24 protein-coding genes are annotated in these 25,194 nt (G+C 63.7%); 7 read left to right on the top strand and 17 right to left on the bottom strand.

Annotation, left to right across the window (positions count from 1 at the left end; all coding sequences use genetic code 11):
* Positions 1-41 precede the first annotated feature (41 nt).
* The 4 genes from AACG97_RS02600 (at position 42) to AACG97_RS02585 (ending at position 2,989) form a co-directional block, all read left to right on the top strand.
* The gene (locus AACG97_RS02600) at positions 42-824 is read left to right on the top strand and encodes an SDR family NAD(P)-dependent oxidoreductase (protein ID WP_054906027.1); all 783 of its coding nucleotides are present in this window, start codon (positions 42-44) and stop codon (positions 822-824) included.
* A 62-nt stretch (positions 825-886) separates the two neighbouring features.
* Complete coding sequence (locus AACG97_RS02595) at positions 887-1,225, top strand: histidine triad nucleotide-binding protein (protein WP_054906028.1); 339 nt, start codon at positions 887-889, stop codon at positions 1,223-1,225.
* 65 nt (positions 1,226-1,290) lie between these two features.
* Positions 1,291-1,938: a 2-polyprenyl-3-methyl-6-methoxy-1,4-benzoquinone monooxygenase gene (coq7, locus tag AACG97_RS02590; RefSeq protein ID WP_029887376.1), complete on the top strand. Its 648-nt coding sequence runs from the start codon at positions 1,291-1,293 to the stop codon at positions 1,936-1,938.
* A 10-nt stretch (positions 1,939-1,948) separates the two neighbouring features.
* Positions 1,949-2,989: a DUF2157 domain-containing protein gene (locus AACG97_RS02585; protein ID WP_182369644.1), complete on the top strand. Its 1,041-nt coding sequence runs from the start codon at positions 1,949-1,951 to the stop codon at positions 2,987-2,989.
* Between the two features lie 39 nt (positions 2,990-3,028).
* Here the strand turns inward: AACG97_RS02585 and AACG97_RS02580 are convergent, their stop codons facing one another.
* Positions 3,029-3,451, bottom strand: coding sequence for an OsmC family protein (locus AACG97_RS02580; protein WP_004376171.1), 423 nt, complete (start codon positions 3,449-3,451; stop codon positions 3,029-3,031).
* A gap of 189 nt (positions 3,452-3,640) precedes the next feature.
* Here AACG97_RS02580 and crp point away from each other — a divergent pair, with 189 nt between their 5' ends.
* Positions 3,641-4,285 carry a cAMP-activated global transcriptional regulator CRP gene (crp, locus tag AACG97_RS02575; protein WP_009681258.1) on the top strand — a complete coding sequence of 215 codons (645 nt, stop codon included), beginning with the start codon at positions 3,641-3,643 and terminating at the stop codon, positions 4,283-4,285.
* Here crp and AACG97_RS02570 read toward each other — a convergent pair.
* From AACG97_RS02570 to AACG97_RS02555, 4 genes are all read right to left on the bottom strand, one after another.
* Entirely contained in the window at positions 4,282-4,986 is a 705-nt protein-coding gene (locus tag AACG97_RS02570) for a lipoate--protein ligase family protein (RefSeq protein ID WP_009681257.1), read from the bottom strand. The two genes, crp and AACG97_RS02570, sit on opposite strands and share 4 nt — an antisense overlap.
* Before the next feature lie 80 nt (positions 4,987-5,066).
* Positions 5,067-5,900, bottom strand: a complete 834-nt coding sequence (gene trpC, locus AACG97_RS02565) for an indole-3-glycerol phosphate synthase TrpC (protein WP_009681256.1) — start codon at positions 5,898-5,900, stop codon at positions 5,067-5,069.
* Positions 5,897-6,946, bottom strand: a complete 1,050-nt coding sequence (trpD, locus tag AACG97_RS02560; protein ID WP_009681255.1) for an anthranilate phosphoribosyltransferase — start codon at positions 6,944-6,946, stop codon at positions 5,897-5,899. Before trpD ends, trpC begins: the two co-directional genes overlap by 4 nt.
* Positions 6,947-6,955: 9 nt before the next feature.
* A complete protein-coding gene (locus AACG97_RS02555) occupies positions 6,956-7,549 on the bottom strand; it encodes an aminodeoxychorismate/anthranilate synthase component II (RefSeq protein WP_009681254.1) in 594 nt (197 codons plus the stop codon).
* A gap of 367 nt (positions 7,550-7,916) precedes the next feature.
* Between AACG97_RS02555 and estP the strand changes: the two genes are divergently transcribed.
* Positions 7,917-9,806 carry an esterase EstP gene (gene estP / locus AACG97_RS02550; RefSeq protein WP_197886306.1) on the top strand — a complete coding sequence of 630 codons (1,890 nt, stop codon included), beginning with the start codon at positions 7,917-7,919 and terminating at the stop codon, positions 9,804-9,806.
* A gap of 455 nt (positions 9,807-10,261) precedes the next feature.
* Here estP and trpE read toward each other — a convergent pair whose 3' ends face one another.
* From trpE to AACG97_RS02505, 9 genes are all read right to left on the bottom strand, one after another.
* Complete coding sequence (gene trpE, locus AACG97_RS02545; RefSeq protein ID WP_009685254.1) at positions 10,262-11,743, bottom strand: anthranilate synthase component I; 1,482 nt, start codon at positions 11,741-11,743, stop codon at positions 10,262-10,264.
* 69 nt (positions 11,744-11,812) lie between these two features.
* Positions 11,813-12,631, bottom strand: coding sequence for a phosphoglycolate phosphatase (locus tag AACG97_RS02540; protein ID WP_029885955.1), 819 nt, complete (start codon positions 12,629-12,631; stop codon positions 11,813-11,815).
* Complete coding sequence (gene rpe, locus AACG97_RS02535; RefSeq protein WP_225786149.1) at positions 12,628-13,302, bottom strand: ribulose-phosphate 3-epimerase; 675 nt, start codon at positions 13,300-13,302, stop codon at positions 12,628-12,630. The genes AACG97_RS02540 and rpe overlap by 4 nt, the downstream gene beginning before the upstream one ends.
* 241 nt (positions 13,303-13,543) lie before the next feature.
* Entirely contained in the window at positions 13,544-14,371 is an 828-nt protein-coding gene (locus AACG97_RS02530; protein WP_009685251.1) for an ABC transporter permease, read from the bottom strand.
* Between the two features lie 11 nt (positions 14,372-14,382).
* On the bottom strand, positions 14,383-15,630 hold the full coding sequence (locus AACG97_RS02525; RefSeq protein ID WP_029885952.1) for an ABC transporter permease: 1,248 nt from the start codon (positions 15,628-15,630) through the stop codon (positions 14,383-14,385).
* 60 nt (positions 15,631-15,690) lie between these two features.
* The gene (locus AACG97_RS02520; protein WP_225786150.1) at positions 15,691-16,725 is read right to left on the bottom strand and encodes an ABC transporter substrate-binding protein; all 1,035 of its coding nucleotides are present in this window, start codon (positions 16,723-16,725) and stop codon (positions 15,691-15,693) included.
* 40 nt (positions 16,726-16,765) lie between these two features.
* The gene (locus AACG97_RS02515; RefSeq protein WP_115293303.1) at positions 16,766-17,890 is read right to left on the bottom strand and encodes an ABC transporter ATP-binding protein; all 1,125 of its coding nucleotides are present in this window, start codon (positions 17,888-17,890) and stop codon (positions 16,766-16,768) included.
* A gap of 237 nt (positions 17,891-18,127) precedes the next feature.
* Complete coding sequence (locus AACG97_RS02510) at positions 18,128-18,757, bottom strand: response regulator (protein ID WP_009685247.1); 630 nt, start codon at positions 18,755-18,757, stop codon at positions 18,128-18,130.
* A gap of 10 nt (positions 18,758-18,767) precedes the next feature.
* Entirely contained in the window at positions 18,768-21,155 is a 2,388-nt protein-coding gene (locus AACG97_RS02505) for a PAS domain-containing sensor histidine kinase (protein ID WP_225786151.1), read from the bottom strand.
* A 94-nt stretch (positions 21,156-21,249) separates the two neighbouring features.
* Between AACG97_RS02505 and AACG97_RS02500 the strand changes: the two genes are divergently transcribed.
* A complete protein-coding gene (locus tag AACG97_RS02500; RefSeq protein WP_054882158.1) occupies positions 21,250-22,248 on the top strand; it encodes an alpha/beta hydrolase family protein in 999 nt (332 codons plus the stop codon).
* A 427-nt stretch (positions 22,249-22,675) separates the two neighbouring features.
* Here AACG97_RS02500 and AACG97_RS02495 read toward each other — a convergent pair whose 3' ends face one another.
* From AACG97_RS02495 to AACG97_RS02485, 3 genes are read right to left on the bottom strand one after another with little or no spacing between them, the layout of a single operon-like run.
* Positions 22,676-23,443, bottom strand: coding sequence for a TerB family tellurite resistance protein (locus tag AACG97_RS02495; RefSeq protein ID WP_009685244.1), 768 nt, complete (start codon positions 23,441-23,443; stop codon positions 22,676-22,678).
* A 1-nt stretch (position 23,444) separates the two neighbouring features.
* Positions 23,445-24,116, bottom strand: a complete 672-nt coding sequence (gene murU, locus AACG97_RS02490) for an N-acetylmuramate alpha-1-phosphate uridylyltransferase MurU (protein ID WP_009685243.1) — start codon at positions 24,114-24,116, stop codon at positions 23,445-23,447.
* Complete coding sequence (locus AACG97_RS02485; RefSeq protein ID WP_115293301.1) at positions 24,113-25,132, bottom strand: aminoglycoside phosphotransferase family protein; 1,020 nt, start codon at positions 25,130-25,132, stop codon at positions 24,113-24,115. The genes murU and AACG97_RS02485 overlap by 4 nt, the downstream gene beginning before the upstream one ends.
* Positions 25,133-25,194 lie beyond the last annotated feature (62 nt).

The following is a 25,194-nucleotide window of genomic DNA, read 5'->3' as shown; positions in this document are numbered from 1 at the left end:
GCTGTACACTAGGCGCCCTCTTCCGCCCCCAGGAGCCTTGCATGTCCCGTTACGCCATGATCACTGGTGCTTCCAGCGGCCTGGGCCTGGCCCTGGCGGAAGCGCTGGCACGGCGTGGACGCAACCTGATCCTGGTGGCACGCCAGCGCGAAACGCTGGAACCGGTCGCCCTCGAGCTGACCCAACGCTTTGGTGTAGAGGTACTGTTCCGCGCCTGCGACCTCAGCCAGCCGCTGCGCCTGTCAGGTTTCGTGCTGGAGCTGGAAGAAGGCGAGCGGCGCATCGACCTGCTGGTCAACTGTGCCGGTTTGCGCACCTACGGCCCATTCCTGGCCCATGAGTGGGCCGACGAGCAAGACCTGCTCGAGGTCAACGTGCTGGCCATGAGCCGGCTATGCCATGCAATCGGCAACCTGATGGCCGTGCAGGGTGGCGGGCAGATCCTCAACGTTGCAGGCCTGGCCGGGGTCGCACCTGGGCCATGGATGGCGGCCTATGCCGCCAGCAAAGCCTACGTGCTGAGCTTTTCCCAGGCACTGCGCGAGGAGCTCAAGCGCGCCGGCATCAAGGTCTCGGTACTGTGCCCCGGCCCGGTACGCTCTGCACGGCGGCGCATCCCCCGCCTGGATGGCAAGCCACGCTGCCTGAGCCCCGAGGAAGTGGCCCTGTACACGGTGCGGGCGCTGGACAAGAACCGCGCCCTGATCATGCCAGGGCGGCGCAACCGCTGGCTGGCCTTCGCCCCCCGTCTGCTGCCACGCTGGCTGGTACGCAAACTGGCCGGCGCCATTCACCGCCGCTATTGCCCGGCCGGCATGGAATAGCCACTGGGCGATTGGCGCCTGGCTGAGTACACTCGGCCCGACCTTCACCATGGAGCAGTGCTGTGGACGATCTATTCCTCAAAATCATCAACCGGGAAATTCCGGCGGATATCATCTACGAAGACGACCAGGTCCTGGCGTTCAAGGACATTGCTCCGGCGGCGCCGGTGCATTTCCTGGTCATCCCGAAAAAGCACATTCCTACCCTCAATCACCTCACAGAAGAGGACAAGGCCCTGGCAGGCCACATCCTGTTCACTGCCCAGCGCCTGGCAGTCGAACAAGGCTGCGAGGAAGGCTTCCGCGTGGTAATGAACTGCAACCCCAAAGGCGGCCAGACCGTCTACCACATCCACATGCACGTGCTTGGCCAGCGCCAGATGAACTGGCCGCCGGGCTGATCCACGGCAAGCGACACCGCCGCTATTGCGGTAAACTGTCGGGCACATTCTTGCGGAGGTGCCCGATGGCTACCGAACGTCACTACTCGCCGCTCGACCGCTTGTTGCTGCAGGCCGATACCGCCATGCGCACCTTGCTGCCCTTCAGCGGCCAACCCGCCCGGCCGTCACCGGCCATCATCCAGCCAGACGCCAACCTGGACGAACAGCAAACCCGCCACATTGCCGGGCTGATGCGCATCAACCATACCGGTGAAGTCTGCGCCCAGGCCCTGTACCAAGGTCAGGCCCTGACGGCCAAGCTGCCCGAAGTGCGCAAGGCCATGGAACATGCCGCCGAGGAAGAAATCGACCACCTGGCGTGGTGCGAGCAACGCATTCGCCAGCTGAACAGCCACCCAAGTGTGCTCAACCCCCTGTTCTATGGCATGTCCTTCGGCATCGGCGCACTGGCCGGGCTGGTCAGCGACAAGGTCAGCTTGGGTTTCGTCGCCGCCACCGAGCACCAGGTATGCAAGCACCTGGACGAACACCTTGAGCAGTTGCCGCAAGAAGACGAAAAGTCCCGCGCCATTCTTGAGCAGATGCGCGTCGACGAAGAGCAGCACGCCGAGTCCGCCCTGGAAGCCGGTGGCTACCGTTTCCCTGCTCCTGTGCGCTTCGGTATGAGCTTGCTGGCCAAGGTCATGACCAAGAGCACCTACCGCATCTGAAGGCTGCCCCATGACGGACCGAATCGACGCCAAGGACCTGGCGCGAGCCGTGCAAGCCGGCGTTCTCCAGCCTGGCCAGGACCAGGCCCTGCTGGCGTTCCTGCGCCAGCAACCGCCAGCACGCGGTACCTTTCAGCTGGCCCATGTCGCCTTCTACTTCGGCGCCATGCTGATCATGGCGGCCATGGGCTGGTTGCTCACCGAGGCCTGGATGAGCATCGGCGACGCCGCACTGCTGGTCATCGCCAGCCTGTACATCGGGCTGATCACCTTGTTTGCCCTCAACTTGCAGCGGCGTGCGCAGCCCGTAGCCGCCGGGGTACTGGCCGCCGTCGCGGTCAGTATCGTGCCGCTGGCAGTGTTCGCCATCGAACGCTTGGCGGGTTGGTGGCCAATGGATGACACCCAGGCCAACTACCACCACTACTACACCTACGTGCAAGGCGGCTGGCTGGCGATGGAGGCGGCCACGGTAGTGGCCGGTTTGCTGATGCTGCGGTTGATCCCTTACCCGTTCATCGTCATGCCGATCGCCGTGGCCCTATGGTTCATGTCGATGGACATGACTGAGTGGTTCTTCGGCTCGCCGTTCAGCTGGGCGCAGCGCCGTGAGGTTTCGCTGTGGTTCGGCCTGGGAATGCTGGTGGTGTTCCTGCTGGTGGACGGCCGTACACGCGAGGACTATGCCCGCTGGGGGTACCTGGCAGGACTGGCGGCATTCTGGGGCGGGCTGACGCTACTGGACAGCGGCAGCGAGCTGGGCAAGGCGCTGTACTGCCTGATAAACATTGCGCTGATGGGCATGGCAGTGCTGCTGCGCCGGCCGGTGTTCATGGTGTTCGGCGCGCTGGGGGTTGCGGCCTACCTGGGCTACCTGGCGTATGAGGTATTCGCGCAATCGCTGCTGTTCCCGGTCGTGGTGACACTGATCGGGCTGGGGGTCATCTGGCTGGGGCTGGTCTACCAGAAGCGCCGGGAGCGGTTGAGCCGCGCAATGCGCAGCGGCTTGCCGGCATGGCTTCGCTCTGCATTGCCGGCACTGCGCAACTGATGGTGTCGGGACCGCCTGGCGGCCCCAAAAAACCCGGCTTCAACCCAACTCTACAATCTCGTACCCGTGGGTAATCTCGACCCCGGCACGCTCGAGCATGATCGACGCAGAGCAGTACTTCTCTGCCGACAGCTCTACCGCGCGCTTGACCTGCGCTTCTTTCAGCCCGCGCCCCTTAACGACGAAGTTCATGTGGATCTTGGTGAACACTTTCGGGTCTTCACTGGCGCGCTCGGCTTCCAGAAACGCCTCGCAGCTCTCCACCGCCTGGCGCGACTTCTTCAGAATGCTGACCACGTCAAAGCTGCTGCAGCCACCCAACCCCAACAGCAGCATCTCCATAGGGCGCACACCCAGGTTGCGGCCGCCGGCCTCGGGCGGGCCATCCATCACGACGACATGGCCGCTGCCCGATTCGCCGAGAAACATTGCCTCACCGGCCCACTGGATACGTGCCTTCATCTACCTGGACTCCTGATATTCGGAAAAGGGTGTCAGCTTAGACCTTGTGTGGCTGTGGGAAAAGTACGAGAGGACTCGGTTTAGTACCGAAACATCTTGTAGTGTCTGATAAGCTGGCGCCAAATGACTGGCGCCTGCCGCTGTCGATCTACAAAAATACCCAAGCCTCGTATCGAACAGGACTTCGTGATGGTTGCCTCTGCCCTACCCGCAAAGATCAAGAACATCGACAAGTTGCTGGTGCACTGCCAGCGCCGCCGCTTCACCGCAAAAAGCAACATCATCTGCGCTGGCGACCGGGCCGAAACACTGTCGTTCATCATCAAGGGGTCGGTCACCATCATCATCGAAGACGATGACGGTCATGAAATGATCATCGCCTACCTCAACCCGGGCGATTTCTTTGGCGAGCTGGGGCTGTTCGAGCCCGTTGAGGGTGAGCAGCAGCGCAGCGCCTGGGTACGGGCGAAGACGGAATGCGAAGTGGCCGAGATCAGTTACGAGAAATTTCGCGAAGTGGCGCGCCAGGACCCGGAAATTCTCTACGCCCTGGGCAGCCAGATGGCCCAACGCCTTCGTAATACCACACGCAAGGTCGGCGACCTGGCGTTCTTCGACGTAACCGGCCGCGTCGCCCGCTGCCTGCTGGAGCTGTGCAAGCAGCCCGACGCCATGACCCATCCGGATGGCATGCAGATCAAGATCACCCGCCAGGAAATCGGCCGCATCGTCGGTTGCTCGCGGGAAATGGTCGGCCGCGTGCTCAAAGACCTCGAAGAGCGCAGCCTGGTCCATGTCAAAGGCAAGACCATGGTGGTCTACGGTACCCGCTAATCCCTGGGCAGGTCGGCCAAGACCTTGGCGTAAGCTTGCGAGAGGCGCTGGAACCAGGGCACTGCGGGCGCCACTTCGTGCAAGGCAATGTGTGCGTCGGCGCGGCAACGCTGCTCAAGCGCGCAGCACTCGTTGAAACGGTTGACCGCCGCCACCATCGCCTCACGTTCGTTGTCCAGCAACAACGCGCCGTGCACCAGTACCACCGGGCGTTTGCCGCCCAGGCCCTGGCGCCATCGCTGGGCGGTACCGACCAGCTTGCGGCCGTTGAGGTTGACGTTGTAACGGCCATCGCAGAAGGCGCCGTCGATTTCCCCCACCGACGCTACCCCGCCCCACTCGCGCAACACATCGCACAGTGGCAGGCACAGGCGCTCATAAGCGGTTTCGATACGGCCATGGTCGCCTTCGCTGCGCGGCGCGGCATAGACCAGCGCCACGTTCACGGTGGCATGCGACTGCGGGACCGGCTCACCGCCGGTTTCACGCAGCAATACCGGCCAACCGGCGATCGCCAGTTCTGCGCAGGCTGTTTCGAAATTGGCTAGCCGGCTCATGCGCCGGGGCATCACCAAGGCATGGTCAGTGGGGCGCCAGAACAGCACACCACTCTCACGTTCGCCGCGGCAAACGGCGGCCAGCAGGTCCTGTTCGGCGTGCAAGCCCTGCTCGACAGTCAGGGCCAGGGGTTGATCGCTCATTGCTCCACCTTGGATGTTGTTTTCAAGGGCCTCTTGCCGGGCCCGTAAAAAAGCCGGCAATCACGCCGGCTTCATTGCAATCAGTCCAGTTGCTGAACAGTTTTCTTCACCTGGTCCGGGAAGAACAGCCGCTGCAGCTCCAGCCCAGGTTGTTCGGCGCGCATGAATGCCTCACCCACCAGGAACGAATAAACGTCATTGATCGCCATCAGCTCGACATCGGCCCGGTTCAAGATACCGCTCTCGGTAATTGCCAGGCGATCACGCGGTATGCGCGGCAGCAGGTCGAGGGTGGTTTCCAGGCTGACTTCAAAGGTGTGCAGGTTGCGGTTGTTCACGCCCACCAGCGGTGTATCCAGGGTTTTCAGCGCACGCTCCAGCTCATCGCCATCGTGCACTTCTACCAGTACATCGAGGCCGACGTCATTGGCGGTGGCGGCCAGTTCGGCCATCTTCACGTCATCCAGCGCCGACACGATCAGCAGCACGCAGTCCGCACCCAAGGCCCGCGCCTCGACGATCTGGTACGGGTCGATCATGAAATCCTTGCGGATCACGGGCAGGGAAACCGCCGCACGTGCCTGCTGCAAGTACTCATCGGCACCCAGGAAGTAGTCCACATCGGTCAGCACCGACAGGCAGGTAGCACCGCCCTTCTCATAGCTGACAGCGATTTCCGCCGGCCTGAAGTCTTCACGGATCACGCCCTTGCTGGGCGAGGCCTTCTTGATTTCGGCAATCACCGCAGGCTGCTTGCGCTTGGCCTGCTCGATCAAGGCATTGGCAAAGCCCCGGGGAGCGTCAGCGGCCTTGGCCAGGCCCTCCAGTTCGCGAAGGCTGACCCGCGCGCTGCGCTCGGCCACTTCCTGGAACTTGCGGGCAATGATCTTTTCCAGCACCGTCGGCACGCTCATGCTTCGTTCTCCACCTTGAATACTGCAGTAAATGCACCCAATTCCTGCAGCTTTTCCCAGGCCAGGCCGGTGTGCAGTACGTCATGGGCCAGTTCCACACCGGCTTTCAGGCTCATGGCATGGTCAGCGGCATACAGCGCCGCACCGGCATTGAGCACGATCATCTCGGCAGCTTTCTGGCCGTTTTCAGTCTTGCGCCGGCCCAGTGCATCACGGATCAGTTCCAGTGACGCCTGCGGGCTCTCAACGGCCAGGCCATGCAGGCTCTGGCTTTTCAGGCCGAGGTCTTCCGGCTCGACCCAGTACTCGGTGATCTGGTCGTTCTTCAGCTCGGCCACAAAGGTGGGGGCAGCCAGGCTGAACTCATCCAGGCCATCCTTTGAGTGCACCACCAGCACATGCTTGCTGCCCAGGCGCTGCAGCACCTCGGCCAACGGCCGGCACAGGGCCTGAGCGAACACGCCGACAACCTGGTGTTTCACACCGGCCGGATTCGTAAGCGGGCCGAGCATGTTGAACAGGGTACGCATACCCAGCTCGCGGCGCGGGCCAGCGGCGTGCTTCATTGCCGAGTGATGGCTTTGCGCGAACATGAAGCCGATCCCCAGGCTGTCTATGCAGCGGCCCACTTGCGTTGGCGTCAGGTTCAGGTAGATGCCGGCAGCTTCCAGCAAGTCGGCACTGCCGCTCTTGCCCGACACCGCGCGGTTGCCATGCTTGGCCACTGGGCAGCCCGCCGCCGCCAGCACGAACGACGAAGCGGTGGAAACGTTGAAGATGTTGGCACCGTCACCGCCGGTACCGACGATATCCACCACACCCTCCAGGCTCTGCAGCTCGACCTTGTCGGCCAGCTCGCGCATCACCGATACCGCGCCCACGATCTCGTCGATGCTCTCGCTTTTCATGCGCATGCCCATCAGGAAGGCGCCGATCTGCGCCTCGCTGCACTGGCCTGTCATGATCTGGCGCATCACATCGCGCATTTCTTCGGTCGAAAGGTCCAGCTGGCCAACGATACGGCTCAGCGCGCTTTTGATGTCCATATTCAATCCTTAGCGGCGGCCGCCGGTCTGCTTGAGGAAGTTGGCGAACAGCTCGTGGCCCTGCTCGGTGAGGATCGACTCAGGGTGGAACTGCACCCCTTCGATGTTCAGCGTTTTGTGGCGCAGGCCCATGATCTCGTCGACCGAACCATCTGCATGGGCCGTCCAGGCGGTCACTTCCAGGCAGTCAGGCAGGGTGTCGCGCTTGACCACCAGCGAGTGGTAGCGGGTCACCGTCAGCGGGTTGTTGAGGCCGGCAAACACGCCGAGGTCGCGGTGGAGTACCGGGCTGGTCTTGCCATGCATCACCTGGCGAGCCCGGACCACGTCACCGCCAAAGGCCTGGCCGATGGACTGGTGGCCCAGGCATACGCCGAGGATCGGCAGCTTGCCGGCGAAATGCAGGATGGCCTCGATGGACACGCCCGCCTCGCTCGGCGTGCACGGGCCAGGGGAGACGACGATCCGCTCGGGGTTCAGGGCTTCGATCTGGGCAATGGTCAGTTCGTCATTGCGAACGACCTTGACCTCGGCACCCAGCTCGCCAAGGTACTGCACAACGTTGTAAGTAAATGAGTCGTAGTTGTCGATCATCAGTAACATGGTGTTAAACCTCTTGAACTTACTGACTTCAAATTCGAACCTCCCTCTGCCCGCCATAGCGGTGGCTGTGCCACTTGAGGGCGAGGAACAGGAAGGCAAACAGGGGCGGGCCGGACTGGCCGGCAGGGGATAAAGTCAGGCGCGCCAACGCCAACGGGCGTGGGCCTTGATTACGCGCATCAAGAGTTTGCTGACGATCAACACAGGGTAGGTCTCGCTCATACGTCACGGCACAGTAGCCTACCGGCGCGGCGGGCGCAATATGCCTGTAAACACGGGGAAACGAATGGACTTGGGAGCGAAGCCCCACGATTTGCTAATGTCGATCAGGTTGTTCTCATAAAAACAAAGAAAAGGATGTTCCGCGATGAGAAAAGCTCCACTTTTGCGCTTTGCCTTCGCTTCATTAGCCTTGGCCTGCAGCCAGGCCTTTGCCGCCCCCTCGACCTATTCCACGCTGATCGTATTCGGCGACAGCCTGGCAGATGCCGGGCAGTTCCCCGACCTGACAGGTGGCACCTCCGGCGCCCGCTTCACCAACCGTGAGGCCGATGGCAATTTTGCCCCGGTGTCGCCGATGATCCTCGGTGGCCGTTTGGGCATAGACCCCAATGCGCTGAACCCCTCCACCTCCCTCGGTGTACGCCCCGACGGCAATAACTGGGCGGTAGGGGGCTACACCACGCAACAGATTCTTGATTCGATCACCGAAACCTCCAGAACCGTCATTCCACCCGGCAACCCAGGCGCCGGGACGGTGTTGCGAGAGAAGCCTGGCTACCTGGCCAACGGGCTGCGCGCCGACCCCAATGCCCTGTACTACCTGACCGGCGGCGGCAACGACTTTCTGCAAGGCCTGGTCAACAGCCCGGCCGACGCAGTGGCGGCCGGCGCTCGGCTGGCCGCCAGCGCTCAGGCCCTGCAACAGGGCGGCGCACGCTACATCATGGTCTGGCTGCTACCCGACCTTGGTCAAACACCGAACTTCAGCGGCACGCCGCAACAGAACCCGCTGTCGTTGCTGTCCGGGGCGTTCAATCAATCGCTGCTGGGCCAGCTGAGGCAGATCGATGCCCAGGTCATCCCCCTGAACATCCCTGTGTTGCTGAGCGAGGCCTTGGCCAGCCCCAGCCAGTTCGGCCTGGCACCTGACCAGAACCTGGTCGGGACTTGCTACAGCGGGCAAGGCTGCGTGGGCAACCCGGTCCATGGCATCGACGGCACCACGCCAGACCCGACCCGGCTACTGTTCAACGATTCGGTGCACCCGACCATCGCCGGCCAGCAACTGATTGCCGATTACGCCTACTCGATCCTGTCCGCGCCATGGGAACTGTCCCTGCTGCCGGAAATGGCGCACGCCAGCCTGCGTGCCCACCAGGATGAATTGCGTAGCCAATGGCAAACGCCATGGCAAGCGATCGGCCAGTGGCAAGCGTTTGTCAGCAGCGGCGCCCAGGACCTGGACTTCGACAGCCAGGGCAGCGCGGCCAGCGGCGATGGCCGGGGGTACAACCTGACCGTGGGTGGCAGCTACCGCCTGAACGATGCCTGGCGCCTGGGGCTCGCGGGCGGCGTCTACCGGCAGAAACTGGAAGCAGGCGCGCAAGATTCGGACTACAAGCTCGACAGCTACCTGGCCAGCGCCTTCGCCCAGTACCGGCAGGACCGCTGGTGGGCCGATGCTGCGCTGACAGCCGGGCACCTGGACTATAGCGACCTCAAGCGCACCTTTGCCCTGGGCGTGAACGACCGTAGCGAAAAGGGCGATACCGACGGTGAAGCCTGGGCGATGTCCGCACGGTTGGGCTACAACCTGATGGCGGACAGCAGCAACTGGCAGCTGGCGCCGTTCATCAGCGCCGATTACGCGCGGGTCAAGGTGGACGGCTACGACGAGAAGAGCGGGCGCTCCACAGCCCTGGGCTTCGATGACCAGGAGCGCACGTCACGCCGCCTGGGCGTGGGGCTGCTGGGAAGCGTGCAGGTGCTGCCCTCTACCCGGCTGTTCGCCGAGGTGGCGCAAGAGCATGAGTTCGAGGATGACCAGCAGGACGTGACCATGCACCTGACCAGCTTGCCGGCGAATGACTTTACCCTGACCGGGTATACGCCGCACAGCGACCTGACCCGGGCCAGCCTGGGGGTAAGCCATGAAGTGGTGGCGGGGGTGCATTTGCGCGGCAACTACAATTGGCGCAAGAGTGATGAGCTGACGCAGCAGGGGGTGAGTCTGGGGGTTAGCGTCGATTTCTAAGCCAGCCTGTACCGGTCCCATCGCCGGCAAGCCTCCCACGGGGATCGCATCAGGGCTGACAGGTGTTTGCCACAAGGTATGCAGCGCCTGTTAGAGCGAGCGCCGCCCGCGCGGCGCATCGCGAGCTACGCTCGCTCCTACGTTTGTTTCGGGCCAATTATTCCTGTGGGATTTGTGCGCGAACGCCTTGGCGCATGCCTCATTATCGGGCGGTACAAACAAGGCGGTCGCGCGCACCTGGCACAGGGGTTACTGGCCCGAAACAAACGTAGGAGCGAGCGCAGCTCGCGATGCGCCGCGCGGGCGGCGCTCGATCTCACAGGCGCTGAAGATGCTGCGGCCACCCTTGCCAGAAACCATAGAATCTCCCACAGGAATGCCACAAGGTCGGGAACCGAGGATACTCTGTGGGAGCTGGCTTGCCAGCGATGGGCTGCGCAGCAGCCCTGATCAATTCACTTGGCGCAAGTCTGCTCAGCCAAGGCCACCGCACGGAACATCGCCCGGCGCTTGTTGATGGTTTCTTCCCACTCCAGCGCCGGCACCGAGTCGGCAACGATACCGCCACCTGCCTGCACATGCAGCTCGCCGTCCTTGATCACCGCCGTACGAATGGCAATGGCGGTATCCATGTTGCCATTCCAGGCGAAGTACCCCACGGCACCGCCATATACACCACGCTTGACCGGCTCCAGTTCGTCGATGATCTCCATTGCACGGATCTTCGGCGCCCCCGAAAGGGTACCGGCCGGCAGGATCGCGCGCAGTGCATCCATCGCCGTCAGCCCTTCGCGCAAGTGGCCGGTGACGTTGGAGACAATGTGCATGACGTTGGAGTAGCGCTCGATCACCATCTTCTCGGTCAGGCGTACGCTGCCCGTGGAGGACACCCGGCCGACATCGTTGCGGCCCAGGTCGATCAGCATCAGGTGCTCGGCGATCTCTTTGTCGTCCGACAGCAGGTCGTCTTCCAGCGCACGGTCGGCCTCTTCGGTTGCGCCACGCGGGCGGGTACCGGCAATCGGGCGCACGGTGACCAGGTTGTCCTCGACCCGCACCAGCACCTCTGGCGAGCTGCCAACCACGTGGAAGTCGCCAAAATTGAAGAAGTACATGTAAGGCGTCGGGTTGAAGCAGCGCAACGCGCGGTAGAGGTCGATTGGCGCAGCCTTGAAGTCGATCGACATACGTTGTGACGGCACCACCTGCATGCAGTCGCCAGCCAGAATGTATTCCTTGATGCGGCCAACGGCGCTTTCGTAGTCCTCACGGGTGTAGCTGGAGCGGAATGCCGGCTCGGCAGCCTGCGGGCCGCTCAGGTCCAGGCCTCGGCGGGGGGTAATAGGCTGGCGCAGGGTTTCCAGCAAGCCTTGCAGGCGCGCCTGGCCTTGCTCGAAAGCCTGATCTTGCGCAGGGTCTACCAGCACGATGGCGTGCATCTTGCCGGCCAGGTTGTCGAATACCACGACCGCGTCCGAGACCATCAGCAGAATGTCGGGCACACCCAGCGGGTCTGGGTTCGGGCTGGCCCCCAGGCGCTTTTCCACATAGCGCACGCAGTCGTAGCCAAAGTAACCGACCAGGCCACCATTGAAACGTGGCAGGCCGGGAATGTCGGCGACCTTGTAGCGCTCCTTGAACGTCTCGACAAAGGCCAGCGGGTCTTCGACATCGTGGCGTTCAACCTCGACACCGTCCTGCAGGATGCTGACGTGATAGCCGTGCACCCGCATCACCGTCCGCGAGGGCAGGCCGATCATCGAGTAACGGCCCCATTTCTCGCCGCCCTGCACCGATTCGAGCAGGTACGAGTTGGCCTGGTCGGCCAGCTTCAGGTAGATCGACAGCGGCGTATCGAAGTCGGCCAGGGTTTCGCAGGCCAGGGGAATGCGGTTATAGCCGGCAGCAGCCAGGCGCAGGAATTCTTCGTGGTTCATGAGTAGCCTCGTGGCAAGCAGCAATGGGTCAGGCAAACGGACGGGCCGGCACGCGCCGGCAGGCTGAAGTCAGGCGCGCCAACGCCAACGGGCCAAGGCCTTGATGACTTTCATCCAGAATTTGCCAGTAACCGCCACGGTGGACTCTCTGTCTGCTGAGGCTTGAAGGTCCGCCAACGTTATCCCAGTGGCCGGGTCTGCGCAACCGGGCAGCAATGCACGCAAATCGTCGATCACCAGGCTTGGCGACTCGTCCTTGATGGGCCGGCCATGGTTGTAGCCGTAGGTCAGCCCCACGCACTGCACCCCGGCCGCCTTGGCCGCCTGCACGTCGCTGCGCGAGTCGCCGACAAACAGCGACTGTTGGGGGCTCACGCCCGCCATTTGCATGACGAACAGCAGCGCCGCCGGGTCGGGCTTTTTCTGTGGCAGGGTGTCACCGCCGATGATCCAGCGGAAATACCGGCCGATCTTCATCTGGTCCAGCAAGGGCGCGACGAAGCGCTCCGGTTTGTTGGTGATCAAGGCCATTTCCACGCCCTGCTTGTGCAGCCAGCGCAGGGTGTCCTTGACCCCGGGGTAAACCACGGTGAGCTCATGGCTTTCGGCATAGGCTTCCATGAACAGCGCCAAGCCCTGTTCAGCCAGCGCATCGTCCACGGTTTCATGCTCGATGCCACCGGCCAGGGCGCGGCGCACGAGCACCTGGGCGCCATTGCCGACCCATTGGCGTACCGCCTCAAGGCCAGCAGGCGGGCGCCCCAGTTCGAGCAGCATGCGGTCCACGGCGGCGGCCAGGTCTGGCACGGAATCGATCAGGGTACCGTCCAGATCGAACATCACCAGCCTGGGGAGCGTCCCCGGAAACAGCTGCTCGAAGCCACTCATGGGCGAGCCTGGGCCAGTTCGGCGCGCATTTTGGCGATGACTTCCTGGTAGTCCGGGGCATTGAAGATCGCCGAGCCGGCCACGAACGTGTCGGCGCCAGCGGCAGCGATCTCGCGGATGTTGTTGACGTTGACGCCACCGTCGATTTCCAGGCGGATATCACGGCCACTGGCGTCGATCAACGCACGCGCTTCACGCAGCTTGTCGAGTGTGCCAGGGATGAACTTCTGCCCGCCGAAACCCGGGTTGACGCTCATCAGCAGCACCATGTCGATCTTGTCCATGACGTACTTCAGGGCGTCCAGGCTGGTGGCCGGGTTGAACACCAGCCCGGCCTTGCAGCCGCCGTCCTTGATCAGTTGCAACGAACGGTCGATGTGCTGCGAAGCTTCCGGGTGGAAGGTGATGTAGGTGGCGCCGGCTTCGATGAAGTCGCCGATGATGCGATCGACCGGGCTGACCATCAGGTGCACATCGATCGGGGCGGTGACGCCATACTTGCGCAGGGCATCGCACACCATCGGGCCGATGGTCAGGTTGGGAACGTAGTGGTTGTCCATGACATCGAAGTGGACGATGTCGGCACCCGCCGCCAGTACCTTGTCGACATCTTCGCCCAAGCGGGCGAAATCGGCAGAAAGAATGGAGGGGGCAATAGCGTAGGGCTGCATGGCGCACCTGTTGGCAGAATCACGGTGGCGCGCATTGTAACTCAGGGAAAGGGGTGAAGGCTGATTGGTATCAATGGGTGTCGACCAGTGACCAAAAGCCTTGTAGTGCCTGTACGGGCCCTATTGCCGGCAAGCCGGCTCCCACATGGGATCTCCACAGGTTTCTGCATCGCATGACTCTTGTGCAGAACGCTGTGGGAGCCGGCTTGCCGGCGATAGGGCCCGTACAGCTACTGGAAAATCAGGCAGGCTGCTGGGTTCTCAGCTTCTCGCTACGCCCGCGCAGCCACTCCAGGGTCAGCAGCAAGATCACCGAAAACGCAATCAGCAATGTCGCCGCGGCAGCGATGGTCGGGCTCAGGTTCTCGCGAATACCGCTGAACATCTGCCGCGGCAGGGTCGCCTGCTCCGGGCCGGCGAGGAACAGGGTCACAACGACCTCATCGAACGACGTGGCAAAGGCGAACAGCGCCCCCGAAATCACCCCGGGGGCGATCAGCGGCAGGGTCACCCGGCGGAAGGTCAGCAGGGGCGAAGCGCCCAGGCTGGCTGCCGCGCGCACCAGGTTGTAGTTGAAGCCCTGCAAGGTTGCCGACACCGTGATGATGACGAACGGCACGCCCAGCACCGCATGCACCAGAATCAGCGAGGTGAAGCTGTTGCCCATGCCCAGCGGGGCAAAGAACAGGTAGCTGGCCACCCCAATGATCACCACCGGCACCACCATCGGCGAAATCACCAGTGCCATCACCAGCGACTTGCCGGGAAAGTCGCCGCGGGTCAGGCCGATGGCTGCCAACGTGCCGAACACCATGGCCAGCACCGTGGCCGCAGGGGCAACGATGATGCTGTTCTTCAGCGCCCGCATCCATTCGGCCGAGTTGAAGAAGTCCTGGTACCACTGCAGCGAGAAGCCCTGCAGCGGGTACACCAGGAAGCTGCCACTGTTGAACGACAAGGGCACGATCACCAGCACCGGCAAGATCAGGAACAGCAGGATCAGGCCGCAAAGAATGCGCAGGCTGTAGAACCACACCCGCTCCACGGGCGACATGTAAGGGCTCAGCATGACAAGGCTCCTCAGCTCAGGCGCAGGCGGCTGGCGCCGACCAGCCAGCTATAGATCAGGTACAGCAGCACGGTCGCCAGCAGCAACAGCCCGCCCAGTGCGGTGGCCATGCCCCAGTTGATGCTGGTGTTGGTATAGAAGGCCACGAAGTAGCTGACCATCTGGTCGTTCGGGCTACCCAGCAGTGCCGGGGTGATGTAGTAACCAATGGCCAGGATGAATACCAGCAGGCAGCCGGCGCCGACACCGGCATAGGTCTGTGGGAAGTACACCCGCCAGAAACTGGCGAACGGGTGGCAACCCAGCGAAATCGCCGCACGCATGTAGCTTGGCGAAATGCCTTTCATCACGCTGTACAGCGGCAGGATCATGAACGGCAGCAGAATGTGCACCATCGAGATGTACACGCCGGTGCGGTTGAACACCAGTTCCAGCGGCTGGTCGATGATGCCCATGGCCATCAGCGCACTGTTGATCAGCCCGCCCGACTGCAGCAGTACGATCCACGCTGCCACCCGCACCAGGATCGAGGTCCAGAACGGCAGCAACACCAGAATCATCAACAGGTTGCTCTGCCGGGTCGGCAGGTTGGCCAGCAGGTACGCCAGCGGGTAGGCCAGCACCAGGCAGATGGCGGTGATCACCACGCCCATCCACAGGGTGCGGGCAAAGATATCCAGGTAAATGGCCTGGTCCGGGGTAGCCTTGGCCAGTTCGCCAAGGTCATCGATACGGTGGTCCAGCGAAGCCAGCAGGTAGAACGGGGTCAGCGTGCTGGTGTTGCGGCGGATCGCCTGCCAGTAGGCCGGGTCGCCCCAACGTTCGTCCAGGGCCTGCAGGGCATCCTTGTAAGAGGCGGGCTCGGTCTTGAACGGCAATGCGCGCGCCGTCTTGGCCAGCAGGCTGCGGTAGCCGGCCAGTTCCATGTTCAGGCGTTTGGACAGGTCGCCCAGGGTCTGGTTCTTGCGTGACTCGGCCAGGTCCTGGCTCAGCGCCTTGTACACGTCCTCGCCAGGCAGGCTCTTGCCGTCCCACTGGCTGATGACGTCGACCGTGCGCGGCAGGCCACCGACCACCTCCGGGTTGCCGACGCTCTTGTACAGCAGCGCCGCGATCGGCACCAGGAATACCAGCAGAAGGAACAGCGCCAGCGGCGCGATCAGCGCTTGCGCCTTCCAGCGGTTGACCCGCTCGGCATGCTTGAGGCGCTGCTTCAGACTTTGACCTGCGCCTTCTTTGAGTGGCACTGCAATGGCCATGGCAAACTCCGCGATACGAACTGAAATTGGGGCCGCATGGCGGCCCCTTGCGCTGGTCGGTTACTTCTTCGCCGCCCAGGCGTTGAAGCGTTGCTCCAGCTGCTCGCTGTTGTCGGCCCAGAAGGCCACGTCGATCTGCACCTGGTTGGCAATGTTCTCAGGCGTGGTCGGCATGTCTTTCTTCACGTCGTCCGACAGCAGGCTCACTGCCTTGGAATTGGCCGGGCCGTAGGCGATGTTCTCGGAGTAGATCTTCTGCTGCTCAGGCTGCACGCTGAAGGCGATGAATTTCTTCGCCTGGTCGGCATCCTTGGCACCTTTCGGGATGGCCCAGGCATCGAAGTCATAGATGCCGCCATTCCACACTACCTTGAGGTTGCTCTCCTTCTGCACCGCCGCGATGCGGCCGTTATAGGCCGAGCTCATGACCACGTCACCCGAGGCCAGGTACTGAGGTGGCTGGGCACCCGCTTCCCACCACTGGATGCTTGGCTTGAGTTCGTCGAGCTTCTTGAAGGCGCGGTCCACGCCCTCTTTGGTACCCAGCACCTGGTAAACGTCCTTGGGCGCCACGCCGTCGGCCATCAGGGCGAATTCCAGGGTGTACTTGGCGCCCTTGCGCAAGCCGCGCTTGCCAGGGAATTTCTTGGTGTCCCAGAAGTCGGCCCAGCTGGTCGGTGCGGTCTTGAGCTTGTCCGCGTTGTAGGCCAATACCGTGGACCAGACGAAGAAGCCCACGCCACAAGGCTGGATGGCGCCCGGCACGTAATCGGCTTCGTTGCCGAACAGGGCGGGGTCGAGCTCTTCGAACATGCCCTCGTCACAGCCGCGGGCCAGCTCTGGCGACTCTACCTCCACCAGGTTCCACGACACGCTCTTGGTATCGACCATGGCTTTGACCTTGGCCATTTCGCCGTTGTACTCGCCTGCGACGATCTTGCCATGCCCGGCCTTTTCCCACGGCTCGTAGAACGCCTTGACCTGGGCGGCCTTGTTGGCACCGCCGAACGAGACCACGGTGAGGTCTGCGGCCATGGCCTGGCCGGCGGTGAACAGCCCCAGGGCCAGGGCGGTCAGTTTCAACTGCTTGCGCATTCTTGTTCTCTCCACAGTACAGGGTTGGTGAAGCAATCCATCAATGGGCTTCGGCAATCGGATCGAGCGCGCGGGCGTGCTCCACCTCCCAGCCCAGCGGTACCACATCGCCCACGGCCAGGGCCGGGTCGAGCTCGGCAATGGGCTGTTTCACGAAGAAATCGCCCTTGCCGCAAACTTCCAGGCGCACCCGCACGTGGTCGCCCAGGTAGATGAATTCCGCCACCCGGCCCGAGAAGCGGTTCGCGCAGCGTTCACTGTGGCCGTTCAGGCGTACCCGCTCGGGGCGGATGGACAGGGTGACCGGTTCGCCGGCCTGGCCGACATTCACTGCCAGTGCCTCGATCCGCTCGCCGCGCGGCAGCTGCACCTGGCAGCGCTTGCCGTCGCTGGCCAGCAGCGTGCCGTTGAGGCGGTTGTTCTCGCCGATGAAATTGGCGACGAAGGTGTTGCAGGGTTCCTCGTACAGCGTGCGCGGGTCGGCGATCTGCTGGATCTCACCCTGGTGGAATACCGCCACCCGGTCAGACATGGTCAGCGCTTCACCCTGGTCGTGGGTCACGTACACCACGGTCACCCCCAGGCGCTGGTGAATGTGCTTGATCTCCATCTGCATGTGCTCACGCAGCTGTTTGTCCAGTGCCCCGAGCGGCTCGTCCATCAGCACCAACTGGGGCTCGAACACCAGCGCCCGGGCCAACGCCACGCGCTGTTGCTGGCCGCCAGAAAGCTGGCCGGGGTAGCGCTTGGCAAAGGCATCCAGTTGCACCATGTTCAGCACGCGCTTGACCCGTTCGCTGATATCGGTCTTGCTCAAATTGCGCACGGTCAGCGGGAAGGCCAGGTTTTCCGCAACCGTCATGTGCGGGAACAGCGCATAGTTCTGGAACACCATGCCGATATCACGCTTGTGCGGCGGGACATTGTTGATCGAGCGCCCGGCCAGGTGGATTTCCCCGGCGGTGGGGGTTTCGAACCCTGCCAGCATCATCAGGCTGGTGGTCTTGCCCGAACCAGAAGGGCCAAGCAGGGTGAGGAATTCGCCCTTGCGGATATCCAGGTTAAGGTCTTTGACGATCAGCGACTCGCCGTCGTAGCTCTTCTGCACACCACGGAAGCTGACCAGCGTTTCGCTGGTTGCAGCGTTCGACTTCGCCTCGCTCATGCCTGCACCTTCTTGTTGGATGACTGCGTGGGCAAAGCGTAAAAGAGGCGCAAGCGCCGGAAAATCGGGGGTGCTGAGAGAATGCCATCATCCGGATGGAAGATTTGATGTAGGGATTGCCCTACAAGGATGGCGCGTTCAGAACAGCCTTGCCCCTGGGGGGCTGCCTTGTGTCTCGATGGTGCGCGCAGCGGCCCCAGAATTCCCGCTGCACCGCAGATACCGCCGGGGTCGCAATCAGACCAGCTTGTGCTCCATGGCGTACTTCACAAGCTCCGCCAGCGAGTTCACCTTCAGCTTCTGCATCAGCCGCGCCTTGTGTGTACTGATGGTCTTGCTCGACAGCGCCAGTTGCTGGGCAATGTCATTGACGTTGGCGCCCTGGGCCAGGCGCTCGAACACGGAAAACTCCCGCTCCGAGAGCAGGGTGTGCAACGGCCGCGACTCGGTCAGGCCCACTTCGAACACCATGCGGTCAGCCAACGCCGGGTCGATATAGCGCCCGCCAGCAGCCACCCGGCGAATCGCCGTCAGCAGTAGCGCCGGGTCACTGTCCTTGGTGGCATACCCCGCCGCACCGGCCTTCAGCGCCCGCGCGGCCATTTGCGCCTCGTCATGCATCGACAGCATCAGGATCGCCGGCGCGTCGAGCAGCGCGCGAATCCGCGGGATCGCCTCCAGCCCGCTCACGCCCGGCATCGAGATATCCAGCAGCACCACTTCGCACGGCGTATGCCGCAGGGTCTCGAGCAACTGCTCGCCATTCCCGGCCTCCCCCACCACCTGCATGTCCTTGGCCAGGCCAATCAACTGCTTGATGCCTTCACGGACAATGGTGTGGTCTTCGGCTACCAGCACTCGAATCACGTTTGCTCTCCTACTCCAACGGTATGGCCACGCTCAGGCTGGTGCCCTCGCCCGGCTGACTGTCCAGCATCATGCTGCCGCCCAACATCAGTACCCGCTCGCGTACGCCGACCAGGCCAAACGAGGTGGGCCGGGGCTGCTCACGGCAAAAGCCCTGGCCATCATCACTGACTGTCAGGCGTAACTGCCCGCCCTGATGAACCAGCTCGATTTCCACGCTGTGCGCCTGCGCATGGCGCATCACATTGGTCAACGCCTCCTGCAGAATGCGGAACAGCCCGGTGGCCTTGGCGTCACTCAATGCTGGCAGATTATCCGGTACCTGCACCAGGCAGGGTATTTGCGTACGGGCTTCGAAGCGCCTGGCCTGCCACTCGATGGCCGAGGCGATGCCCGCGTCGAGAATCGGCGGGCGCAGGGCAGTGGCCACATCACGCACCAACTGGAACAACTGGGCGATCAAGCGCTTCATGCTGGCCAGGCGCTCGTTGAGCCCCGGGTCGAGCTCGGCAAACGCCAGCTCGCACATCGACACTTCCAGCTTGAGCACGGTCAGCATCTGCCCCAGCTCATCATGCACTTCGCGGGCGATGCGGGCCTTCTCTTCCTCGCGCACGCTTTCCAGGTGGGCCGACAGCTCGCGCAGCTGCTCCTGTGACTTGGCCAGCGCCAGTTCGGCGCGCTTGCCCTGGGTGATATCCCACACCACGCCGTCCCATACCACCTGACCGTTGCCCAGGTGTCGGGTACTGGCCTTGATGTCGGCCCAGCGCTGTTCACCCTGGCGGGTGAGAATACGCCCCTGCCAGGACCAGTCCTGGTCGCTGGCCAGGGCCAGGTCCTGGACCCGGTGGTAATCGGCGCGGTCATCGGGGTGTACCAGGTTGCGCAGGCCCATTTGCGGGTGCTGGATCTCGCTGGGCGCATACCCGACCAAGGCCTCGCTGCCTTCACTGATATAGGGGAACTCCAGCTCGCCCTCGGCCGGGTCCCGCTCCAGGCGGAACACCAGCCCCGGCACGTTGCCGGCAATGCCCTTCAGCCGCGCCTCGCTTTCGCGTAAAGCCGCCAAGGCCCGGTGCCGTTCGGTAACGTCGGCCAGGTACACCACCAGGTACTCCGAGTCGCGAAAGCGCAAGAAGCTCAACGACAGCTCGACCGGCAGCAAGCTGTGGTCCGCGCGCTTGCACTGCGCCTCGAACTGGCCGACACCGCCAGCCCCGGCGCGGGCGCCTTTCCACAGCTCCAGCCAGCGGTCCATGCTCAGGCTCGGCTCGAAGTCGCTCAGCGGCCGCTCCAGAAGCTCGCCTTCGGCATAACCGAGCATGCGTTCAGCGGCGTGGTTGGCGTACCGGACATGGCTGTCCCAGTTGACCCACAGAATACCCACCGTACTCTGGTCAATCGCGAACTGGCTCAGGCGCAGGGCCTCTTCACGCACCTGGCGCTCCACCAGGCTTTCCCGCGCAGCCAGCAGGCTGCGCTCCAGCTGGCGCTGTTGCCGGCGTTGCCACACCAGGGTAGCCAGGGCGCACAGCAGCAGCAGGCCGAACAGCAACGCCAGGTTCTGCCAGAAACCGGGCGACTCGCTCAGGCGCGGGTACTTGGGCTGCAACCAGCGCTGGTGCAGTTGCTCCAGCTCCTTGGCAGGCAGGGCCTGCAAGCCTTGTTCGAGCACATCGGCCAACACCGGCCAGTCACGCCGCGAGCCCAGCCGCAGCAACTGCGGCAGGCCAATATCGCCCACCACGGCCAGCTCACCGAACTCGCTCTCGCGTGACAGGCGGCTGAGTTGCGCCTCGTCCAGCACGGCGAAACTGGCCTGGCCGCCCACCACCAGCTGCAAGGCCTCGCGCTCGCTGGGCACCCCCTGCAGGTTCAGGTTGCTGTAGTTACCGCGCAAGTACTCTGCCAGTTGGCTGGGCATGCGCACGGCCACGCGCTGCTCGCGGTCGAGCTTTTCCAGCTCCACCGCCATGGCGCCGGTGCGTGGCCCTACCACCAATTGCGGCACGCGCATGTACGGGTCGCTGAACAACCACAGGCGCAGGCTGGCCGGGGTTTGGGTAAGGCCGGGGGCGAAGTCGATTTCGCCGTTCTGCAGGGCATGCTCCAGGCTGGCCTGGTCACTGAAATGGCGCCAGGTCAGGTCCAGGCGCAGCACGTGTGCCAGGTTGCTGACCAATTCGACGTTGGCGCCGTACAACTGCTGCAGGCGCCGGTCGAACTGAGCATAGGGTGCTTGCAGCACCAGGCCCACACGCAGGCTGCGGTGCGCGTCCAACCACTGCTGCTGGGCCGGCTCGAGCGCAACAGTGGCCGGCGCCTCGGGCCGGGCAAAGGCAATCAAGGGCAGCCACAAGCAGCCGATAACCAACAGGCGACGCACTCGCTTCATCTATACGCTCGTTCTGGCAAGGCGGCCATGCAGCATGGCCGTCACGGGCAAATACTATTAGGCTGCCGGTATCATTCTGGCCTTGGGTTGACGCATGTCCACACTTTATCGCACGACGCTGGCAATGTGCTGCCTGGCTTCGCTCCTGCCACTCGGCGCCTTGGCCGCCGATGCCGAAACACCGCCGGCGGCCAATGCGGCACCGGCAGCCGAAACACCGCGCCCGCCGCTGCTCGAGCGCAGCCAAGAGGATGCCCTGGCACTCGAGCGGCTGGTACCCAAGGCCGAGCAACAGACGCTACAGGCAGGTGCCGACAGTTTCCTGGCGTTGTGGAAGCCGGCCAACGACAGTGATCCGCAAGGTGCCGTGATCATCGTGCCGGGTGCCGGCGAAAACGCCGACTGGCCAAATGCCGTTGGCCCGCTGCGGCAAAAATTCCCGGATGTCGGCTGGCACAGCCTGAGCATCAGCCTGCCTGACCTGCTCGCCGACAGCCCGCAAGCCCGGGTAGAAGCCAAGCCCAAGGCCGCAACGGACCAAGCCCAGGGTGAGCGTGCACCGGTCAAGGATGTGCCAGCCGACGCCAATGCCAATGTCGCCCAGGCCACCGCCGCCGATGCCGACACCGCAGAAAGCACCGATGCCGAACTGGCCAGCGAACAGAGCGACCCGGCCGATGCCGAGCGGATTTTCGCCCGCCTGGATGCTGCCGTGGCGTTTGCCCAGCAGCGCAATGCCCGCAGCATCGTGCTGATCGGCCATGGCAGCGGTGCGTACTGGGCTGCCCGCTACCTGAGCGAAAAACAGCCGCCGCAGGTACACAAGCTGGTCATGGTGGCGGCGCAGACGCCGGCGCGCGTGGAGCATGACCTGGAAAGCCTGGCGCCGACGTTGAAGGTGCCCACCGCCGACATCTACTACGCCACCCGCAGTGCTGACCGCAGCGCCGCCGCGCTGCGCTTGCAGGCCAGCAAGCGGCAGAAAGACAGCCAGTACCGGCAGTTGTCGCTGATCGCCATGCCAGGCAACCAGGCCGCCGAGCAAGAGCAGTTGTTCCGCCGCGTGCGAGGCTGGATGAACCCGCAAGGGTAAGATTGCCCCCACAGGTAGGCCACAATATTCAGGCGTTGTGTATTACCTGTGGGAGACTCTATGGTTTCTGGCAATGGCATCAGGGTTGCCGGGTGCTTGCCGCAGCATCTTCAGCGCCTGTCAGATTGAGCGCCGCCCGCGCGGCGCATCGCGAGCTGCGCTCGCTCCTACGTTTGTTTCGGGCCAATTATGCCTGGGGGATTTGCGCGCGAACGCCTTGGCGCATGCCTCAATATCGCGTCGTATGAATCAGGCGGTCGCGCGCGCCCCTCACAGGCCTCACAGGCCCGAAACAAACGTAGGAGCGAGCGCAGCTCGCTATGCGCCGCGCGGGCGGCGCTCGATGTCTCAGGCGCTGCATATCTTCTGACAAACACCTGCCAGCCCTGCTGCGATCCCTGGGGCTGGCTTGCCGGCGATGAGGCCCTCAAAGGCCCCGCCGCTTGCGGATCATGGCATAGGCCTGGTGCAACTCCCGCGTGCGCTCGGTTGCTTCACGCACCTGTGCCTCGCTGGCGCCGGTGCCTGCCAGCTTGTCCGGGTGATGCCGGCTGACCAGCCGGCGATACGCCTGTTTGACCTTGTCAGCTTCGGTGTCCGCCTCTACCGCCAGCAAGCGCAACGCCGCCGCATAGGTCATGGCCAACCCTTCCGGCCGGGCAGCCCTGCGCGGCTCGTATTCCACCGACATGGCCTGCACCTGGCGCCGGCTCAGGCCCAGCTTCTGCCCCCAGTCCAGCAGCAGCTCACGCTCCTTGTTGCCCATCTTGCCGTCGGCCCAGACCATGCGCCAACAGGCGCGCAAGGTGCCTTCGGCCGCATGCGGCTGTTCGCGAATCCGCCGCAAGTGGCCGCCTAGCCGGTCCTTGCCGGCCTTGCCACGGTTGAACGCCTTGATGGCGCGCAAGCGGGCCGGCTCCGCCAGGTCCAGCCGCGACATTTCCTGACGCGCCTGCTGGATATGCTGCTCGGCCACCCGGCCATCGCTCTTGGCCAGGCGCCCCAGCATCACGAACAGCAACTCATCGTCAGCCAGCGCCGGACGCCCGCTCAGGCGGTCGCGCATGTCATCCCAGCCCTGCAGGCGCAAGCGGCGGTCGAGGGCCTGGCCGAGCAGCAGCCCCAACAGCGCCCCGGGGATATTGGCCACGGCAAAGCCCGCGCCAGCGCCAATCAGTGTGCCTGGCCACCACATGTCAGGCGCGCTCGCCGATCAGCCGCTCGGCCTCGGCCAGCCGCTCGAGCGTGCCGACGTCCACCCAGTGCCCGCGGTAGTGCTCGCCCGTGACCCGGCCAGCCGCCATGGCCTGGCGCAACAACGGCGCCAATTTGAAGGCACCAGCCTGGCAACCCGCGAACAGCGCCGGGTGCAAGACCGAGATACCACTGAACGTCAGCGTACCCGGCGCGTCGTCGCCATCGACCACCTGCCCGTCCGCCAGGCGGAAGTCGCCACGGCCATGGTGGCCAGGGTTATCGACCAGCACCAGGTGCGCCAGGCCTTGCAGGGGGGCCTGCAGGCGGGTGAAGTCGTAGTCGGTCCAGACATCGCCGTTCACCAGCAGGAACGGATCGTCGCCCAGCAAAGGCAGTGCTTTGAAGATGCCGCCGCCGGTTTCCAGCGGCTCACCCTCCGGCGAGTAGCAAATGCGCAGGCCGAAGCGGCCGCCATCGCCTAGGTGCTCTTCGATCTGCTGGCCGAGCCAGGCATGGTTGATCACCACTTCGCGGACACCCGCAGCCGCCAGCGCACGCAGGTGGTACTCGATCAGCGCCTGGCCGGCGACCGGAACCAACGGTTTGGGGGTATGCAGCGTCAGCGGGCGCATGCGTTCACCCTTCCCCGCCGCCAGGATCATTGCCTTCATGCACGCGCTCCGGCTTGCAGCTCGGCAATCAGCTCACCCAGCTCCGCCAATTCGGGCCGGCGACCGATCACTTCTTCTATATAGGCGAAGAAACGCGGCACGTCGCCCAGGTAGCGCGGCTTGCCGTCGCGGTGGCAGATACGGGCAAAAATGCCGATCACCTTCAAATGGCGCTGCACGCCCATCAGGTCGCTGGCACGCTGGAACGCCTCGAACTCAGCATGAACCGGGATTCCGGCCGCCACTGCCCGCTCCCAATAGGCACGCAACCAGCCTTCGACGCGCGCCTGTGGCCAGCTGAGGAAGGCATCCTTGAACAGGCAGGTAATGTCGTAGGTGACCGGGCCGTACACCGCATCCTGGAAGTCCAGCACGCCAGGGTTCGGGGTGCTCTGCATCAGGTTGCGCGGCATGTAGTCGCGGTGCACCAGCACTTTCGGCTGGGCCAGGGCGCTGTCGATCAACAGTTGGCTGACGCGCTGCCAGGCAGCTTTCTGGCTATCGTTGAGGGCCAGGCCAAGCTCGCGCCCTACGTACCATTCGGGGAACAGTTCAACCTCGCGGCGCAGCAGGGCGTCGTCGTAGCTGGGCAACTGGGCGTCCATTGGCAGGCGCTGGAACTTCAGCAACGCCTCGATGGCGTCGGCGAACAGGCTGTCGGCATTGTCTTCATCAATGATGTCCAGGTATGTCTGGTGACCCAGGTCACCCAGCAGCAGGAACCCACGCTCCAGGTCCTGGGCGTGGATCTGCGGCACATTCACACCGGCGCTGGCCAGCAGGTGGTCGATGGCGACGAACGGTCGGCAGTTCTCCTGCGGCGGGGGCGCGTCCATGACCACGAAGCTGTGCCCAGCCCCCTGCCAGCGGAAGTAACGGCGGAAGCTGGCATCGCTGCTGGCCGCGGTCAGGCGGCCTTCGGGCACCTCGCCCCAAGCCTTGCTGCGGAAAAGTTCATCGAGCTGCTCGGCGAGCCAGACCGTCAGCTGTTGCAGGCGTACATCGTGTTCAGGCATTACAAGGGTCTCCGACGGCCCTAGCCGTCAAGCGGGTCATGCTTTATTATCCAGCATCTTTT

Origin of the sequence: Pseudomonas sp. Nvir (assembly GCF_963778085.1) — a bacterium.
Taxonomy (GTDB): Bacteria; Pseudomonadota; Gammaproteobacteria; order Pseudomonadales; family Pseudomonadaceae; genus Aquipseudomonas; species Aquipseudomonas juntendi.
Note: the sequence above shows the minus strand (reverse complement) of the source record. Positions and strands in the feature narration are given on the sequence as shown.

Bases quoted from the DNA above. Each gene is read 5' to 3' on its own strand.
- AACG97_RS02600 (WP_054906027.1), top strand. From the start codon at position 42: ATGTCCCGTTACGCCATGATCACTGGTGCTTCCAGCGGCCTGGGCCTG.
- coq7 (WP_029887376.1), top strand. From the start codon at position 1,291: ATGGCTACCGAACGTCACTACTCGCCGCTCGACCGCTTGTTGCTGCAG.
- AACG97_RS02585 (WP_182369644.1), top strand. From the start codon at position 1,949: ATGACGGACCGAATCGACGCCAAGGACCTGGCGCGAGCCGTGCAAGCC.
- AACG97_RS02580 (WP_004376171.1), bottom strand. From the start codon at position 3,451: ATGAAGGCACGTATCCAGTGGGCCGGTGAGGCAATGTTTCTCGGCGAA.
- crp (WP_009681258.1), top strand. From the start codon at position 3,641: ATGGTTGCCTCTGCCCTACCCGCAAAGATCAAGAACATCGACAAGTTG.
- AACG97_RS02570 (WP_009681257.1), bottom strand. From the start codon at position 4,986: ATGAGCGATCAACCCCTGGCCCTGACTGTCGAGCAGGGCTTGCACGCC.
- trpC (WP_009681256.1), bottom strand. From the start codon at position 5,900: ATGAGCGTGCCGACGGTGCTGGAAAAGATCATTGCCCGCAAGTTCCAG.
- trpD (WP_009681255.1), bottom strand. From the start codon at position 6,946: ATGGACATCAAAAGCGCGCTGAGCCGTATCGTTGGCCAGCTGGACCTT.
- AACG97_RS02555 (WP_009681254.1), bottom strand. From the start codon at position 7,549: ATGTTACTGATGATCGACAACTACGACTCATTTACTTACAACGTTGTG.
- estP (WP_197886306.1), top strand. From the start codon at position 7,917: ATGAGAAAAGCTCCACTTTTGCGCTTTGCCTTCGCTTCATTAGCCTTG.
- trpE (WP_009685254.1), bottom strand. From the start codon at position 11,743: ATGAACCACGAAGAATTCCTGCGCCTGGCTGCTGCCGGCTATAACCGC.
- AACG97_RS02540 (WP_029885955.1), bottom strand. From the start codon at position 12,631: ATGAGTGGCTTCGAGCAGCTGTTTCCGGGGACGCTCCCCAGGCTGGTG.
- rpe (WP_225786149.1), bottom strand. From the start codon at position 13,302: ATGCAGCCCTACGCTATTGCCCCCTCCATTCTTTCTGCCGATTTCGCC.
- AACG97_RS02530 (WP_009685251.1), bottom strand. From the start codon at position 14,371: ATGCTGAGCCCTTACATGTCGCCCGTGGAGCGGGTGTGGTTCTACAGC.
- AACG97_RS02525 (WP_029885952.1), bottom strand. From the start codon at position 15,630: ATGGCCATTGCAGTGCCACTCAAAGAAGGCGCAGGTCAAAGTCTGAAG.
- AACG97_RS02520 (WP_225786150.1), bottom strand. From the start codon at position 16,725: ATGCGCAAGCAGTTGAAACTGACCGCCCTGGCCCTGGGGCTGTTCACC.
- AACG97_RS02515 (WP_115293303.1), bottom strand. From the start codon at position 17,890: ATGAGCGAGGCGAAGTCGAACGCTGCAACCAGCGAAACGCTGGTCAGC.
- AACG97_RS02505 (WP_225786151.1), bottom strand. From the start codon at position 21,155: ATGAAGCGAGTGCGTCGCCTGTTGGTTATCGGCTGCTTGTGGCTGCCC.
- AACG97_RS02500 (WP_054882158.1), top strand. From the start codon at position 21,250: ATGTCCACACTTTATCGCACGACGCTGGCAATGTGCTGCCTGGCTTCG.
- AACG97_RS02495 (WP_009685244.1), bottom strand. From the start codon at position 23,443: ATGTGGTGGCCAGGCACACTGATTGGCGCTGGCGCGGGCTTTGCCGTG.
- murU (WP_009685243.1), bottom strand. From the start codon at position 24,116: ATGAAGGCAATGATCCTGGCGGCGGGGAAGGGTGAACGCATGCGCCCG.
- AACG97_RS02485 (WP_115293301.1), bottom strand. From the start codon at position 25,132: ATGCCTGAACACGATGTACGCCTGCAACAGCTGACGGTCTGGCTCGCC.